Annotated in this window: 13 protein-coding genes and 2 pseudogenes; all 15 read left to right on the top strand. The window is 69.7% G+C overall.

Features of this window, described 5'->3' with window-relative positions:
* The first annotated feature begins 21 nt into the window (after positions 1 to 21).
* The 15 genes and pseudogenes from ACOGI9_RS05970 (at position 22) to ACOGI9_RS05900 (ending at position 15,196) form a co-directional block, all read left to right on the top strand.
* Positions 22 to 729, top strand: coding sequence for an NADH-quinone oxidoreductase subunit B (locus ACOGI9_RS05970; protein WP_419858953.1), 708 nt, complete (start codon positions 22 to 24; stop codon positions 727 to 729).
* 49 nt (positions 730 to 778) lie between these two features.
* Positions 779 to 1,255, top strand: a pseudogene (locus tag ACOGI9_RS05965) (NADH-quinone oxidoreductase subunit C); the annotation flags it as partial.
* 234 nt (positions 1,256 to 1,489) lie between these two features.
* Positions 1,490 to 2,632 carry an NADH dehydrogenase (quinone) subunit D gene (gene nuoD, locus ACOGI9_RS05960; RefSeq protein WP_419859246.1) on the top strand — a complete coding sequence of 381 codons (1,143 nt, stop codon included), beginning with the start codon at positions 1,490 to 1,492 and terminating at the stop codon, positions 2,630 to 2,632.
* Positions 2,629 to 3,213 (top strand): NADH-quinone oxidoreductase subunit NuoE, encoded by a 585-nt coding sequence (gene nuoE, locus ACOGI9_RS05955; RefSeq protein ID WP_419858952.1) that lies wholly within the window; start codon positions 2,629 to 2,631, stop codon positions 3,211 to 3,213. The genes nuoD and nuoE overlap by 4 nt, the downstream gene beginning before the upstream one ends.
* On the top strand, positions 3,210 to 4,499 hold the full coding sequence (gene nuoF / locus ACOGI9_RS05950; RefSeq protein WP_419858951.1) for an NADH-quinone oxidoreductase subunit NuoF: 1,290 nt from the start codon (positions 3,210 to 3,212) through the stop codon (positions 4,497 to 4,499). The genes nuoE and nuoF overlap by 4 nt, the downstream gene beginning before the upstream one ends.
* Before the next feature lie 3 nt (positions 4,500 to 4,502).
* Entirely contained in the window at positions 4,503 to 6,116 is a 1,614-nt protein-coding gene (locus ACOGI9_RS05945) for a molybdopterin-dependent oxidoreductase (protein WP_419858950.1), read from the top strand.
* A 68-nt stretch (positions 6,117 to 6,184) separates the two neighbouring features.
* A pseudogene (locus tag ACOGI9_RS05940) lies at positions 6,185 to 6,598 on the top strand (complex I subunit 1/NuoH family protein); the annotation flags it as partial.
* A gap of 58 nt (positions 6,599 to 6,656) precedes the next feature.
* Positions 6,657 to 7,370 (top strand): complex I subunit 1/NuoH family protein, encoded by a 714-nt coding sequence (locus ACOGI9_RS05935; protein WP_419858949.1) that lies wholly within the window; start codon positions 6,657 to 6,659, stop codon positions 7,368 to 7,370.
* A gap of 1 nt (position 7,371) precedes the next feature.
* A complete protein-coding gene (locus tag ACOGI9_RS05930) occupies positions 7,372 to 7,869 on the top strand; it encodes an NADH-quinone oxidoreductase subunit I (protein ID WP_310778497.1) in 498 nt (165 codons plus the stop codon).
* 7 nt (positions 7,870 to 7,876) lie between these two features.
* Positions 7,877 to 8,404 carry an NADH-quinone oxidoreductase subunit J gene (locus ACOGI9_RS05925; RefSeq protein ID WP_419858948.1) on the top strand — a complete coding sequence of 176 codons (528 nt, stop codon included), beginning with the start codon at positions 7,877 to 7,879 and terminating at the stop codon, positions 8,402 to 8,404.
* A gap of 11 nt (positions 8,405 to 8,415) precedes the next feature.
* The gene (gene nuoK, locus ACOGI9_RS05920; RefSeq protein ID WP_310759068.1) at positions 8,416 to 8,730 is read left to right on the top strand and encodes an NADH-quinone oxidoreductase subunit NuoK; all 315 of its coding nucleotides are present in this window, start codon (positions 8,416 to 8,418) and stop codon (positions 8,728 to 8,730) included.
* Complete coding sequence (nuoL, locus tag ACOGI9_RS05915) at positions 8,727 to 10,733, top strand: NADH-quinone oxidoreductase subunit L (protein ID WP_419858947.1); 2,007 nt, start codon at positions 8,727 to 8,729, stop codon at positions 10,731 to 10,733. Before nuoK ends, nuoL begins: the two co-directional genes overlap by 4 nt.
* Positions 10,730 to 12,286, top strand: coding sequence for a complex I subunit 4 family protein (locus ACOGI9_RS05910; protein ID WP_419858946.1), 1,557 nt, complete (start codon positions 10,730 to 10,732; stop codon positions 12,284 to 12,286). The genes nuoL and ACOGI9_RS05910 overlap by 4 nt, the downstream gene beginning before the upstream one ends.
* Position 12,287: 1 nt before the next feature.
* Positions 12,288 to 13,829, top strand: a complete 1,542-nt coding sequence (locus ACOGI9_RS05905) for an NADH-quinone oxidoreductase subunit N (RefSeq protein ID WP_419858945.1) — start codon at positions 12,288 to 12,290, stop codon at positions 13,827 to 13,829.
* On the top strand, positions 13,829 to 15,196 hold the full coding sequence (locus tag ACOGI9_RS05900) for a phosphomannomutase/phosphoglucomutase (protein WP_419858944.1): 1,368 nt from the start codon (positions 13,829 to 13,831) through the stop codon (positions 15,194 to 15,196). The genes ACOGI9_RS05905 and ACOGI9_RS05900 overlap by 1 nt, the downstream gene beginning before the upstream one ends.
* Positions 15,197 to 15,224: the final 28 nt, after the last annotated feature.

Here is a 15,224-nt window from a genome sequence, read left to right as displayed (position 1 = left end):
GGGACCGGGCGGGCAGACACGATGAGAACCCTCGATACGCTTCCGCCCGGCGCGCACCCGGACGCCAACCCCGGCGAACTCGACACCGGCATCCCGCACAACTGGATGACGACGAAGCTCGACTACGTCATCAACTGGGCGCGCCGCAACTCGCTGTGGCCCATGCCGTTCGGGACCGCCTGCTGCGCGATCGAGATGATGGCCTCCGCCGCGAGCAAGTACGACATCGGCCGCTTCGGGATGGAGCGCATGTCGTTCAGCCCGCGGCAGGCGGACCTGATGATCGTCGCCGGCCGGGTCACCTACAAGCTGGCCCCGGTCCTGCGCCGGGTGTGGGACCAGATGCCGCAGCCCAAGTGGTGCGTGTCGATGGGCGCGTGCGCGAGTTCCGGCGGGATGTTCGACAACTACACGATCGTCCAGGGCATCGACACGATCGTGCCGGTCGACGTCTACGTCCCGGGCTGCCCGCCACGGCCGGAAGGGCTCATCTACGGACTCCTCATGATCCAGGAGAAGATCAAGGGAGAGTCGCTGGCCGATCCCCGGGCGCGGGACGAGGCGCCGGAGGCGGTCGGACGCCCGAACCTGCCCCCGGAAACGATCGAACTCGTGGCCCAGCCGTTCGGCAACTCGACGAACCAGAACCGGATGAGCGGGCTCGGCCCGACCTCCGCGCTGGCGCGCTCCCGCGACCGGCGCGAACGCCGCCTGGAACACCGGGATTGAGCGGAGCGCTCCGCCGTTGACGACCGCAACGACGACCGCGCCTCCGCGCATGGTGCGGGGCTCGTCCCTCGACGGGGAAGCGGCGAGCCATCCCTCGGTCCGCGCCCTTCGCGAACGCTTCGGGGAGGGCGTCAGGCGCGTGGAGAGCGACGCAGTCGGCTATCCCGTCGTGTGGATCGATCCCGCCATCAACGCCGAGGCGCTCCGCTTCCTCCGTGAGACGCCCGACCAGGCGTACGATCTGCTCGCGGACCTCATGGGGGCGCACGCGGGGATCGGGGCCCCGATCCAGGTGTGGTACCAGCTCTGGTCCATGGCGCACGGCCGCCAGCTCCGAGTCGCGTGCGAAGTGCCGATGCACGACCTCGAACTGGACAGCGTCACCGACCAGTGGCTCGCCGCGGACTGGCTCGAACGCGAGGTGTGGGACATGTACGGCGTGAGCTTCCGCGGCCATCCGGACCTGCGCCGCATCCTCATGCCGGAGAACTACGAGGAGGGGTTCCCGCTCCGGAAGGACTTCCCGCTCCGCGGCCGCTTCAGCCGCTCCGCGCAGGTGAGCCGCGCGCTCTCCCGCGACCTCATCGACATGTACGCCGTCGAGGAGCTGGAGCTGGCGGGCTACGCCGTCACCGAGGAGGGAGAGGTGCGGGATCCGTCGGAGGGCGCGGCGGAGGGGGGTGCGCCGGGCGGCATCCGCGACGTGAGCCCGGAGGAGAAGCCCGAGGACGCGCTCGAGGGCGAGCCCATCCTCATCAACATGGGGCCGCAGCACCCGGCCACGCACGGCGTCCTCCGGCTCGTGCTGCAGCTCGACGGGGAGCGCATCGTGCGCTGCTCCCCCCACATCGGATACCTGCACACGGGCTTCGAGAAGACGTGCGAATACCGCGAGTGGAACCAGTGCGTCCCCTACACGGACCGCATGGACTACCTCGCGCCGATGCTCTACAACATCGGCTTCGCCGGAGCGGTCGAAGCGCTCCTCGACGTCGAGATCACGGAGCGGTGCCGCGTCGTCCGCGTCATCCTCGGCGAGTTGAACCGCATCCTCGGTCACCTCCTGTGGCTGGGCACGACGGCGATCGATATCGGCGCCTTCTCCGTCTTCCTCTACACCTTCCAGGAGCGCGAGCGGATCTACAACCTGCACGAGGCGTACACGGGGGGCCGGATCACGACCTCCGTCACGCGCGTCGGCGGGATGATGGCGGACCTGCCCGTGGGCTGGACGGCGGCGGCGCGGGACTTCGCGGCGACCTTCCCGGAGACGCTGGACGAGGTCGAGCGGCTCCTGTCACGCAACGCGATCTGGCAGGGTCGCACCATGGACATCGGCGTGCTATCCGCGGAGAAGGCGGTGAGCTACGGCGTCACGGGGCCCACGCTGCGCGCCAGCGGCGTGGCCTACGACGTGCGGAAGGCGCGCCCCTACCTCGGCTACGAGGAGTACGACTTCGACGTGCCCGTGGGGACCGAGGGCGACGTCTACGACCGCTATCTCGTGCGGGTGGAGGAGATGCGGCAGAGCGTCCGCATCATCGAGCAGGCGCTGGACGGGCTCCCCGGCGGCCCGATCAACATCGACGACTACCGGATCGTCCTCCCCCCGAAGGGCGAGGCGATGGGGTCGATCGACACCATGATCTCGCACTTCAAGCTCGTGATGGAGGGCGTCCGCGTGCCGGCCGGCGAGACGTGGTACTCCATCGAAAGCTCGAAGGGGGAACTGGGGTTCGGGATCATCTCCGACGGCGGCACGAAGCCCGTGCGCTGCCGTTTCCGCGGCCCGTCGTTCATCAACATCGCGTCGCTCCCGGAACTCGTGAAGGACGAACTCGTCGCGGATGTCGTCGCGATCAACGCCTCGCTCGACGTCGTGCTCGGAGAGATCGACCGGTGAGCCGGCGCATCCACCCCGCGGTCGTCGGCGCGCAGCCCTTCCAGTTGACGGCGAGGGAGACGTTCGACGGTCCCATCTTCGCGACGGAGGAGGGGAAGCACCGGCTCGAGGCGGCCCTTTCCCGCTATCCGACGAAGCAGGCCGCGCTCCTCCCCATGCTCGGCTTCGTGCAGTCGGTGAAGGGGTGGATCGAGCCCGCGGACATGGTCGAGGTCGCCGAGGCGCTGGACCTGACCCCGGCCTACGTCCACTCGATCGCGACCTTCTACACGATGTACAACAAGCACCCGGTCGGACGTCACTTCGTCCAGGTGTGCACGAACATCTCCTGCCACCTGAACCGGGCCGAGGAGGTGCTGCGCGGCTTCCTCGCCGAGACGGGGACGCGGGAGGGCGAGATCTCCGAGGATGGGGAGTTCACCGTGATCGAGGCGGAATGTCTCGGCGCGTGCGGCTTCGCGACCGTCGTGCAGGTCAACGACCGCTACCTCGAGGACGTGACGCCGGAGCGCGTGCCCGAGATCGTGGCCGGCCTGCGCGGATCACGCGACGGCGGGTCGGAGGCGGGGGACGGCGCATGAGCTTTCCCCACCGGAGCGACCTCGAGGTCACGACGCGGCTGTCGCGCCACCAGGGCGAGGCCGAGGCGCGCACGCTCGACGGCTGGCGCGCCCGGGGCGGCTACGAGGCGCTCCGGCGGTCCCTCGACATGTCGCCCGCCGAGATCACCGAGGTCGTGAAGGACTCCGGCCTCCGCGGGCGCGGCGGCGCCGGCTTCCCGACGGGGCTCAAGTGGAGCTTCATGCCGAAGGACGACGGCAAGCCGCACTACCTGTGCTGCAACGCGGACGAGTCCGAGCCGGGCGCCTTCAAGGATCGCGAGGTCATCCGCTGGACGCCGCACCTCCTCATTGAGGGCTGCCTCATCGCGTCGCGCGCGATCGGGGCCGAGCACGCCTACATCTACGTGCGGGGCGAGTTCTTCGAGGAAACGCAGGTGCTGAACGCCGCGGTCGTCGAGGCGTACGAAGCCGGTCTCGCGGGGGAGGGAATCCTGGGCTCGTCGTGGTCCTGCGACGTGACGATCCACGCCGGGGCAGGGGCGTACATCGCCGGCGAGGAGACCGGCCTCATGAACTCGCTCATGGGGAACCGCGCGGAACCCTGGGCCAAGCCGCCCTTCCCGGCGCAGGCCGGAGCGTTCGGGATGCCGACGACGGTGAACAACGTCGAGACGCTCGCGGCGGTCCCCATGATCCTCGAGAACGGCGCGGACTGGTACCGGCAGTGGGGGAGCGAGCAGTCGCCCGGCACCAAACTGTGGAGCTGCTCGGGCCACCTCGTGCGCCCCGGCAACTACGAGTTCGCGCTCGGGCTTCCGCTGAGCGACATCATCTTCGACGCCTGCGGCGGCACGCCCTCGGGCAAGCCGGTGAAGGCCGTGATCCCGGGCGGGTCGTCCACGGCGTTCCTGAGCGGAGACGAACTGGACTGCGCGACGACGTACGAGGGGCTCGCGGAGGCGGGCAGCGCCCTCGGCACCGCCTCGCCGATCGTGATGGACGAGGACACCGACATCGTCGCGGCCATGCGGCGGATCGCGCAGTTCTACGCGCACGAGTCGTGCGGCCAGTGCGTGCAGTGCCGCGAGGGCACGTCGTGGGTCGTCCGCATCCTGCAGCGCATCGAGGCGGGCGATGGCCGCCCGAGCGACATCGACACGCTGTACGAGCTGTGCGAGCAGATGACGGGACGCACGATCTGCGTGCTCGCGGACAGCGTCGTGTTCCCGCTCGAGTCCTCGCTCGACAAGTTCCGCGCCGACTACGAGGCGCTGATGAAGCCTTCTCTGGTCGCGGCGGGGTGAGGCATGGCTGAGAACGGCGCGAAGGCGACGGTCACGCTCACGATCGACGGGGTCGAGGTCACGGTCCCGAGCGGCACCCGCGTCATCGAGGCGGCGGAACACGTGGGCGTCGTCGTGCCGCGCTACTGCTACCATCCGGGGATCCCCTCCCGGCCGGCGCAGTGCCGCATGTGTCTCGTGGAGGTCGAGGGACGCCCCAAGCTCGAGCCCTCGTGCACGCTGCAGGCGGCCGACGACATGGTCGTGAACACGGCGAGCGACACGGCGCGCACCGCCCGCCAGTCGGTCATCGAGTTCCTGCTCGTCAACCACCCGCTCGACTGCCCGATCTGCGACGCCGCGGGGCAGTGCATGCTCCAGGACTACGCCTACGTCACGAACCAGCTCGAGAGCCGGGTCGACGAGCCCAAGCGGATCATGGGGCGGGACCGCATCTCCGACGACATCCTCTACTTCGCGGACCGCTGCGTCATCTGCACGCGCTGCGTCCGCTTCATGCGCGACGTCGCCGAGGACGATTCGCTCATCGTCGCCCAGCGCGGCGACAAGGCCTACATCGACACCTTCCCCGGGCGCGAACTCGACAACCCCTTCCAGGGGAACATCGTCGACGTGTGCCCGGTGGGCGCGCTCGTGCACGAGGACTTCGTGTTCAAGGCGCGGTCCTGGGACATGGACGCGACGGCGAGCGTGTGCCCGGGGTGTCCGACCGGCTGCAACGTCACGATCGACACGAAGGAGAACCAGATCGTGCGCGTGAAGCCGCGGCACAATGCGGCGGTCAACTCCTGGTGGATGTGCGACTACGGGCGCAATCACCTCGTGATGACGAACCGCGGCGTGCGCGCCGAGGTCCCCCTCATCCGCGACGGGGGCGGCGATGGCGACCGCGGCGACCTCCGGCCGGTCGACTGGGCGACGGCGCTCGACTGGGTGGCGGAGAAGATCGCCGCGCTCGGCTCGCCGGGAGGAAGCGCGGTCGTGTCCCCGGACGCCTCGAACGAGAATCTGTTCTACGTCCGGCGGCTCCTGGACCGGCTCGCGGTCGCGGATGCCACCTTCCAGGTCGAGCAGGGCGAGACCGCCGAATTGCCCACGGTGCCGACGCTGAAGCTGCGGGCGGATCGCGCCGCGAACGTCGCGGGCGCCGGGATCTTCGGCGGGCGCCGCGTGGACGCGCTCCGGAACGGCGCCGCGGCGAACGGCTCGGCGGGCGGCGGCTCGGCGGGCCGGGCGCTCGTCGTGCTCGATGACCTCCTCGAGGGGGCCCCTGAGGACTTCGGCGCCTCGGCCGGCTTCTTCCTCTACATCGGCACGCGGCTGCCCGGCGCGGCGCGCAACGCGGATGCGGTGCTCCCGATCGCGACCTTCGCGGAGATGGACGGCACGTTCACGAACTTCGAGGGCCGCGTGCAGCGCTTCCACCAGGCGCTGCGGCCGCCGGGTCTGGCCCGCCCGGGCTGGATGGTGCTGAGTCGCGTGCTCGCCCGCCTGGGAGACGGCGAGGCCGTCAACGAGGTGCGCACCGCGTTCGAGCGGATGGCGGCGGAAGCTCCGGCCTTCGCGGGCCTGACGTGGGACGGGATCGGGCTCAAGGGCGCGGAGGTAGGCCGGTGAACGCGGTCACGGGCGGCGCCTTCGTCCTCGCCACCGTGGGGAAGGTCGTGATCTTCTTCTCGGTGCTGATGCTCGCGGTCATGTTCGCCACGATCTTCGAGCGCAAGGTGTGCGGCTTCATGCAGGACCGGAGCGGCCCCAACCGCGTCGGCCCGTGGGGACTCCTCCAGGTCATCGCCGACGGGCTCAAGAACCTCCTCAAGGAAGAGACGATGCCGGAGCAGGCGGTCCGGCCCTTCTTCCTCCTCGCGCCCGTACTCGCGATCCTGCCGGCCACGATCCTGTTCGCCGTGATCCCGTTCGCCTCACCCCTGCCCACGCAGTGGGGACTCGTGGAGATGATCGTGGCGGACGTGCCGATCGGTTTCCTCTACGTGCTCGCGATCGGCTCGATCGGCGTGTACGGCGTCGCGATGGGCGGCTGGGCCTCCGGGTCGAAGTACTCGCTGCTCGGCGGCCTGCGCGGCTCCGCGCAGATGGTGAGCTACGAAGTGGCGCTCGCGCTCAGCCTCGTCCCCCTCATCCTCCTCACCGGGAGATGTGCGCGCCCCCGAGATCGTCTCCATGCAGCAGACGTTCACCGCGGGGCCCGCGACCTACGCGACGTGGTTCGTGTTTCCGCTCCTCGTCGGCCTCTTCTTCTTCTTCGTCTCGGGGCTCGCGGAGACGAACCGCCTTCCCTTCGACATGCCCGAAGCGGAGGCCGAGCTCATCACCGGATACCACACGGAATATTCGGCGATGAAGTTCTCGATGTTCATGATCGGCGAGTTCGCGCACGTGATCACGGTCGCCGCGCTCGTCACGGTCTTCTTCCTCGGCGGATGGGACATCCCGTTCTGGCAGGGGGACAACATCCGCGTCCTCTCCGATGGGACGGTGATCGGGGAGCCGACGTGGTGGAAGACGCTGCTCACGCTCGGCGCCTTCGGCGTGAAGACGTCGCTGCTCGTGCTCGTCTTCGTGTGGATTCGGTGGACGCTGCCGCGCTTCCGCTACGACCAGCTCATGGATCTGGGCTGGAAGTTCATGCTCGAAGCGGTGACGGTCTACATCCTCGTCATCGCCTTCGTCATCCTCGGCATCGAGGCGGTCGGGATCCCGGCCGGCGGGTGGTACGCGTTCGTTCTCTTCCTCGTGAACCTTGCGCTCGCGGGGGTGCTCTTCTTCGCCATGGACCGGGGGACGCTGATCCGCGGCGGGGCGAAGGGGGCGAAGTCGGCCGGCGGCGAAGCCGCGGGCCAGGGAGGGTAGGATGCCTGGAGACGTGAAGGTCGTGGAGCGGCCGCGGGCCGAGAGTTCGTACGTGCGGGCGGCGGCGAAGGGGATGTCGATCACGATGCGGCACCTCCTGAGCCCGAACAAGAAGACGCAGCAGTACCCGGACGAGAAGTGGGAACTCGCGCCGCGGACGCGCGGAACGCACCGCATGGCGGTGCACGAGGACGGACGGGCGAAGTGCGTGGCCTGCGGCCTGTGCCCGACCGTGTGCCCCGTGAACTGCATCAAGCTCGTGCCGGCGGAGGACGAGAACGGGGAGCGCTACGCGGCGATCTACGAGATCGACGAGTTCCGCTGCATCTTCTGCGGCTACTGCCAGGAGGTGTGCCCGGTGGAGGCGATCCACCTGGGCGTGCACTACGAGAACGCGGAGTACTCGCGCGAGCGCTGGGTGTACGACCTCGAGCGCCTCGTCGAGCAGGAGCACCCCGTGACGGCGCTGTGGGATCCGCAGGACCCGGCGTCGCAGTGATGGCCCGATGATCCAGGATTTCCTCTTCCAGGCCTTCGCGGCGGGCGCGATTCTGGGCGCGGTGATCATGGTCACGCGCCGGAATCCCGTGTCCGCCGTGATCTTCCTGGTGGGCGTGTTCTTCGCCACGTCGGGCATGTTCCTCATGCTGGACGCGCACTACATCGCGGCGATCAACGTGATCCTGTACGGCGGGGCCATCATGGTCCTGTTCCTCTTCGTCCTCATGCTCCTGAACCTGGGGCACGCGGACTGGCGCGACCTGCGGGGGCCGGTGGGAGGGCTCATCGGCGGCTCGATCTCCATCGCCTTCCTCGGCGTCCTCACGCGCCTCTTCGTGGGCGGCACGGACGCCCGGCCGGTCGTCGAGATCGCGGGCAGCGCGCTGCGCGAGGCGGCGGCGGAGCAGGGCGTCGTCGGCGTCGTGGCCCGGCCGCTGTTCACGGAGTACACGATCGTGCTCGAGGTCACCGGCGTCCTCCTGCTCGTGTCCATCGTGGGGACGATCCTGCTCGCCCGCAGGGAGCGGACGTGAACGAGGCGGGCATGGCGGCCGCGCTCGGCCTCAACGGGCTCATCGCCCTCTTCGTGAGCGCGATCCTGTTCTCGATCGGCGTCATCGGGGTCCTGCTGCGGCGCAACGCGATCATCGTGTTCATGTGCATAGAACTCATGCTGAACGCCGCGAACCTGTCGCTCGTCGCCTTCGCGCGCATGCACGGGATCGAGGGCCAGATCTTCGTCTTCTTCGTCATGGCCGTGGCCGCGGCGGAGGCCGCCGTGGGGCTCGCGATCATCATCGCGATCTTCCGGCACTATGAAGTCGTGGACCTCGACCGCTTCCGGCTCCTGAAGTGGTGAGCTTCCAGCCCGTGCTCCCGTGGCTCATCCTCGCCCTCCCGCTGCTCGGAGCGGCGGTGAACGGGGCGGGGGCCTTCCTGTGGCGCGACGACAAGCGCATCCCGACGATCGTCGGGCCCGCCGCGCTGCTCGGGAGCTTCGCCGTCGTCCTCGTGAACTTCATCGCGATGAGCGGCGCGGACCTGCACGGCGCGGAAGTCGTCAGCCTGTGGAACTGGATCGTGTCCGGGGATCTCCGCATCGGGGTCGACCTCCAGTTCGACCAGCTCTCGATGCTGATGTGCATGATCGTCACCGGGGTCGGGAGCCTGATCCACATCTATTCCGTCGGCTACATGCGCGACGATCCCGGCTATTCGCGCTACTTCTCGTATCTCAACCTGTTCGTCTTCTTCATGCTCGTCCTCGTCCTCGGAGCCAGCTTCCCGCTCATGTTCGTGGGCTGGGAGGGCGTGGGGCTGTGCTCGTACCTGCTCATCGGCTTCTGGTACGAGAACCGGGACTACGCGAACGCCGGGAAGAAGGCGTTCATCATGAACCGCATCGGCGACGCGGGTTTCCTCGTCGCCATGTTCCTCATCTTCGTCGCCTTCGGGACGCTGGACTTCATTCCCGTCCTCGCGGCGGCGGACGGGACGCTCGCGTACGGCGGCGCGCTCGTCACCGGCATCACGCTCCTCCTCTTCCTCGGCTGCACGGGGAAGTCGGCCCAGATCCCGCTCCACACCTGGCTCCCGGACGCGATGGCGGGTCCGACGCCGGTCTCGGCGCTCATTCACGCGGCGACGATGGTCACGGCGGGGGTCTATCTCATCGCGCGCACCAGCGTCCTGTTCGCGCTCTCGCCGGTGTCCCAGGGCGTGGTGGCCGCGGTCGGGGCGGGGACGGCGCTGTTCGCGGCCTCGATCGCGATCCGGCAGTACGACATCAAGAAGGTGCTCGCGTACTCCACGATCTCGCAGCTCGGCTACATGTTCCTCGCCGTCGGGATCGGGGCGTTCACGGCCGGCGTCTTCCACCTCATGACGCACGCCTTCTTCAAGGCGCTCCTCTTCCTCGGCGCCGGGGCCGTGATCCACGCCGTGCACCACGCGTGGGCGCACGGGGACGGGGGGGACGGGCACGGCGACCCGAACGACATGCGGAACCACGGCGGGCTGCGGAAGTTCATGCCCCGCACGTTCGTCTTCATGTGGGTCGCGACGCTCGCGATCGCGGGCGTGCCGCCGCTGGCCGGGTTCTTCTCGAAGGACGAGATCATCTGGTACTCCGGGGCGTACGGGTACCCGATCCTGTGGGGCGTGGCGCTGGCCACGGCGCTGCTCACGGCGGTGTACATGGCCCGGCTCATGGTGATGACCTTCCACGGAGGGAACCGGACCTTCGGCCACGAGGGCGCCGCGGAGGCCGGGCGGAAGCTGCACGAGGTGCCCGCCGTCATGTGGGCGCCGCTCGCGGTTCTCGCGGTCCTCTCGGTCGTGGGCGGGTGGGCGAACATCCCCGAGGCGCTGCCGCTGCTCCCGACCGTCGAGTGGCTGCACCACTGGCTGGAGCCGGTGTTCGCGCCGGCGATCGCCGTCAAGGAGGCGCACGGCTTCGCCCCGGAATACCGGTCGCCCGTCGGGGGCGGCGAGGCGCTGTGGGCGGTGATCTCCGCGGCGATCGCGATCGCGGCCGTCGTCGGGACCGTCCGGGTCCTGTCGCCGAAGCCGGTGCCGACGGAGGCGGAGGCCGTGGCGCCGACCGGGTTCGCCCGCGTGCTGCACGACAAGTGGTACGTGGATGAACTGTACGACCGCGCGATCGTCCGCCCCTCGCTCGCCCTGTGGCGCGCCTGCTGGCGGATCGTGGACGCGGGGCTCATCGACGGCGCCGTGAACGGCGCGGGGCGCGCCGCCCGCCTCCTCGGCTGGGCCGGGGGACAGCTCCAGACGGGCCGCGTGACGACCTACCTCGTCGCCTTCATGCTCGGGGCCCTCCTCGTCCTCGGGGTGCTCTCGTGACGGCCTTCTACGAGGGGCACTGGATCCTGACCGCGCTCGTGGTCCTCCCCCTCATCGGCGGGGCGGCCTGCCTCGTGGCGCCGGAGGCGCGCGCGAAGACCGTCGCCCTCGCGACGACGCTCGTCCTGTTCGCGCTCTCGCTGCCGCTCTTCTGGACCTTCGACACGGCGGAGCCCGGATTCCAGAATCTCGTCTCCATCCCGTGGATCGAGGCGTGGGGGATCTCGTACGCGGTGGGCCTGGACGGGATCTCCATCCTCATGATCCTGCTCACGACGTTCACGATGCCGCTGGCGGTGGCGGGGTCGTTCGCCCACATCCGGACCCGCGAGCGCGCCTTCTACGCGATGCTCCTCTTCCTCACGACGGGGATGATCGGCGTCTTCGTCGCGCTCGATCTCTTCCTGTTCTACGTGTTCTGGGAGATCATGCTGATCCCGATGTACTTCCTCATCGGGGTCTGGGGCGGGAAGCGCCGGATCTATTCCGCCGTGAAGTTCTTCCTCTACACGGCGGTGGGCTCGCTCCTGATGCTGGTCGCGATCGTGACCCTGGCCTGGATCTTCCAGGACGGCTCGGGGGCGTGGAGCTTCGCCTACGAGGACCTCGTGTCGCTCGAACTCGCGCGGCGCGCGCAACTGTGGCTCTTCGGCGGGTTCGCGCTCGCGTTCGCGATCAAGGTGCCGCTGTTCCCGTTCCACACCTGGCTGCCGGACGCGCACGTGGAGGCGCCGACGGCGGGCTCGGTGATCCTGGCGGGGGTGCTGCTCAAGATGGGCGTGTACGGGTTCCTGCGCTTCGGCCTCCCGTTCTTCCCGGCCGCGGCGACGGACCCCGTGGTCGTGAACGCGATGCTCGTGCTGGGGCTGATCGGGATCCTGTACGCGGCCTGGGTGGCGGCGGTGCAGCCGGACGCGAAGAAGCTCATCGCCTACACGTCGGTCGCCCACCTCGGCTTCGTCGTGCTCGGCGTGTTCGGGCTCACGACGCAGGGAATCGAGGGCGGCATCCTGCAGATGGTGAACCACGGGATCTCCACGGGGGCGCTCTTCCTCCTCATCGGGATGCTGTACGAGCGGCGCCACTCGCGGCAGATCGCGGACTTCGGCGGCATCGCGAAGGTGATGCCGGTGTTCGCCTTCGCGCTCGTCGTCGTCGCGCTGTCGTCCGTCGGGCTGCCGGGGACGAACGGCTTCGTGGGCGAGTTCCTCATCCTCGTGGGGACGTTCCGGACGCACCCGTGGATCGCCGCGATCGCGACGACGGGCGTGATCTTCGCGGCCTGCTACATGCTGCCCATGGTGCAGCGGGTCCTCTTCAACCGGCTCGACCGCGAGGAGAACCGCGCGCTCACCGACGTGAACCGCCGGGAGCGGCTGATCCTCGCGCCGCTGCTCGCGCTCATCCTGCTCATCGGCGTGTGGCCGGGCCCCTTCCTGAACCGGACGCGGGCGTCCGTGGAGGCGCTGATCGAGCACGTGGAGACGCGGTCGGCGAGCGTCGAAGCCATGCCGGTCGAGGCCATGCCGGTCGAAGCCGGGGGAGGGGAGTGACGTGAACCACTGGGTCGCGCTCCTGCCGGAAGTCATCCTGTCGCTGGCGGCGATGTTCATCCTCATGCACGACGCGTTCGCGCGCGCGAGCGGGGGTGGCGCGGGCGCGGACGGTGCCGCGGGAGGCGGGGCCGGCGATGGGCGGATGTCCGTCGACTGCCTCGTCACGCTGTACTCGATCGCGGGCGCGTTCATCGCGAGCCTGTGGCTCATGGACGCTTCCGCCCCGCCGGACGCGATGATCGCGCTCGACGGCTTCCGCGTGGCGGCGGACACGATCCTGTGCGGCGGCGCCCTGCTCGTGGTGTCGCTCTCGCGCGACTACCTGAGCCGGGAGGGGCTGCGGTCGCCGGAGTTCCACGCGCTGATTCTGCTGGCCCTCGTCGGGATGATGGTGCTCGTCGCGGCGCGCGACCTCATCCTCCTCTTCGTCGGCCTCGAGCTGATGTCGATCTCCGTCTACATCCTCACGGGATTCGTGCGGAAGAACCCGCGCTCCTCCGAGGCGAGCCTCAAGTACTTCATCGTCGGCGCCTTCGCGAGCGCCTTCGTCGTGTACGGGATGGCGCTCCTCTACGGGGCCACCGGGACGACGCGCCTGGCCACCGCCGCCGAGCGCATCGCGGCCGCGCCGGCCGGGGGGGACCTGCTGCTCGTCGCCGGCATCGGCCTCCTGCTCATCGGCTTCGCGTTCAAGATCGCCGCCGTCCCCTTCCACATGTGGGCCCCGGACGCCTACGACGGCGCCCCGACGCCGGTCACGTCGTTCATGGCGACGGGGGTCAAGGCGGCCGCCTTCGTCGCGCTCCTGCGCGTGCTGACCGTGGATCTCGGGGGCGCGGCCGAGGTGTGGAAGGGCGCCGTGTGGTGGCTCGCGATCCTGACCATGATCGTGCCCAACCTCATCGCGCTCTCGCAGCAGGACGTGAAGCGGATGCTGGCCTACTCCTCGGTGGCGCACGCCGGGTACCTCCTCGTCGGCGTGGTCGCGGCCTCCGAACTGGGGCGGTCCGCCTCGATCTTCTACCTCGCGGCGTACACCGTGGTGACCGCGGGGAGCTTCGCCATCGTCTTCCACGTGGCGGGACGGGGCGACCGGAACCAGCGCGTGCAGGACTACCGGGGGCTGGGCTGGCGGCGTCCGGTGCTCGGGGCGGCGCTCCTCGTCTTCCTGCTCTCGCTGGCCGGCTTCCCGCCCACGGCGGGCTTCGTCGGCAAGCTGTACCTGCTTCGCGCCGCGGTGGATGCGGGGGAGATTGCGCTGGCGGTCACGCTCGTGCTGACGAGCCTCGTCGCCTACTACTACTACCTCCGCGTGGTGTGGAAGATGTACTTCGAGGCGGCGCCCGAGGACGCCCACACGCCGCCGCCGCCCAGGCCGGGGTTCAACCTCGCGATCGGGACGTGCGTGGCGCTGATCCTTCTCGGCGGCCTCTTCCCCGGACGCATCATCGACCGGGCCCGCGAGGCCCTCGCGGATGTGCCCGCGGACGCGCCCGCGCCGGGCATGGTCGTCCAGGCCGAGGACCCGCCGTCGCCGTAATGCCGATCCCATCCGGAATCTTCCGCGAATACGACATTCGCGGGATCGTCGGGGACGACCTGACGGAGACGGCGGCCGAACTCGTGGGGCGCGCCTTCGGGACGGAACTCGCGGACCGTCCGGCGCCGCGCGTCGTCGTCGGCCACGACAACCGGCCTTCGTCTCCGGCGCTCACCGCCGCCCTGTGCCGCGGCCTGTGCGCGGCCGGCGTCGACGTGACGACGGTCGGCACGGTCCCCACGCCGACCCTCTATTTCGCGGCGATCGAGTTCGGGACGGACGGGGCGATTCAGATCACCGGATCCCACAACCCGCCCGAATACAACGGCATCAAGATGGTGCGGGACGGCGCGGCGCTCTACGGCCCGGCGATCCGTGCCCTCCGCGACCGGATCGAGGCGGAGGCCTTCGCGTCGGGCCGCGGGGAGATGCGGGAGGCGGAGATCCTCGACCGCTACGTGGAGGAGATCGCCGCGCGGGGACGCGTCGAGGGCGACGTGCGCATGGTGCTCGACTGCGGGAACGGGGTGGGGAGCGTCATCGCGGTGCGCGCCCTGACCGCCGCGGGCATCGACGTGGACGGCCTCTACTGCGAGTCGGACGGGACCTTCCCGAACCACCACCCGGACCCGACGGTGGACGAATATATCCGGGACCTCATCGCGCGCGTGCCCGCGACCGGCGCGGACCTCGGCGTGGGACTCGACGGGGACGCGGACCGGATCGGCGCCGTGACCGAAGAGGGGAGGATCATCCGGGGCGACCACCTGCTGCTTCTGTTCGCGAAGGAAGTGCTCGCGGAACGGCCGGGGGCCGAGGTCGTGTTCGACGTGAAGTGCTCGCAGGCGCTGCCCCGGGTCATCCGGGCCCACGGGGGCGTCCCCGTGATGTGGAAGACGGGACACTCGCTCATCAAGGAGCGCATGCGGGCCGGGAGATCTCCGATCGCGGGTGAGATGAGCGGGCATATCTGCTTTGCGGACAGGTTCTTCGGCACGGACGACGCGATCTACGCGGCGGCCCGCCTCGGGGGTCTCGTGTCCCGCTCGGGACGCCGGCTGTCGGAGTTGGCGGCGGAGATTCCGAGCTATCCGGCGACGCCCGAACTGCGCCTGGACTGTCCGGAAGAGCGGAAGTTCGGCCTCGTGGCGGAGGCGGTCCGCTTCTTCCGCGAGCGGTACGAGGTCATCGACATCGACGGCGTGCGCGTCCTGTTTGACGGCGGGTGGCTGCTGATCCGGGCGAGCAACACCCAGCCGGCCGTCGTGGCGCGCGTGGAGGCGGACACGGAGGAGCGCCTGCGCGAGATCGCGGGCGTGGCGCGGACGTTCCTGGCCGGTCAGGGGGTCGACCTGCCGGCGGTTTGACGCGAAATTCGGAGCATGACGACGATCC

It is taken from the genome of Candidatus Palauibacter irciniicola (assembly GCF_965208695.1).
GTDB classification, from domain to species: domain Bacteria; phylum Gemmatimonadota; class Gemmatimonadetes; order Palauibacterales; family Palauibacteraceae; genus Palauibacter; species Palauibacter irciniicola.
This window is presented reverse-complemented; position numbering and strand designations above follow the sequence as displayed.

Bases quoted from the DNA above. Each gene is read 5' to 3' on its own strand.
- ACOGI9_RS05900 (WP_419858944.1), top strand. From the start codon at position 13,829: ATGCCGATCCCATCCGGAATCTTCCGCGAATACGACATTCGCGGGATC.
- nuoF (WP_419858951.1), top strand. From the start codon at position 3,210: ATGAGCTTTCCCCACCGGAGCGACCTCGAGGTCACGACGCGGCTGTCG.
- ACOGI9_RS05925 (WP_419858948.1), top strand. From the start codon at position 7,877: ATGATCCAGGATTTCCTCTTCCAGGCCTTCGCGGCGGGCGCGATTCTG.
- ACOGI9_RS05945 (WP_419858950.1), top strand. From the start codon at position 4,503: ATGGCTGAGAACGGCGCGAAGGCGACGGTCACGCTCACGATCGACGGG.
- ACOGI9_RS05970 (WP_419858953.1), top strand. From the start codon at position 22: ATGAGAACCCTCGATACGCTTCCGCCCGGCGCGCACCCGGACGCCAAC.
- nuoK (WP_310759068.1), top strand. From the start codon at position 8,416: ATGGCGGCCGCGCTCGGCCTCAACGGGCTCATCGCCCTCTTCGTGAGC.
- ACOGI9_RS05930 (WP_310778497.1), top strand. From the start codon at position 7,372: ATGCCTGGAGACGTGAAGGTCGTGGAGCGGCCGCGGGCCGAGAGTTCG.
- nuoD (WP_419859246.1), top strand. From the start codon at position 1,490: ATGGGGCCGCAGCACCCGGCCACGCACGGCGTCCTCCGGCTCGTGCTG.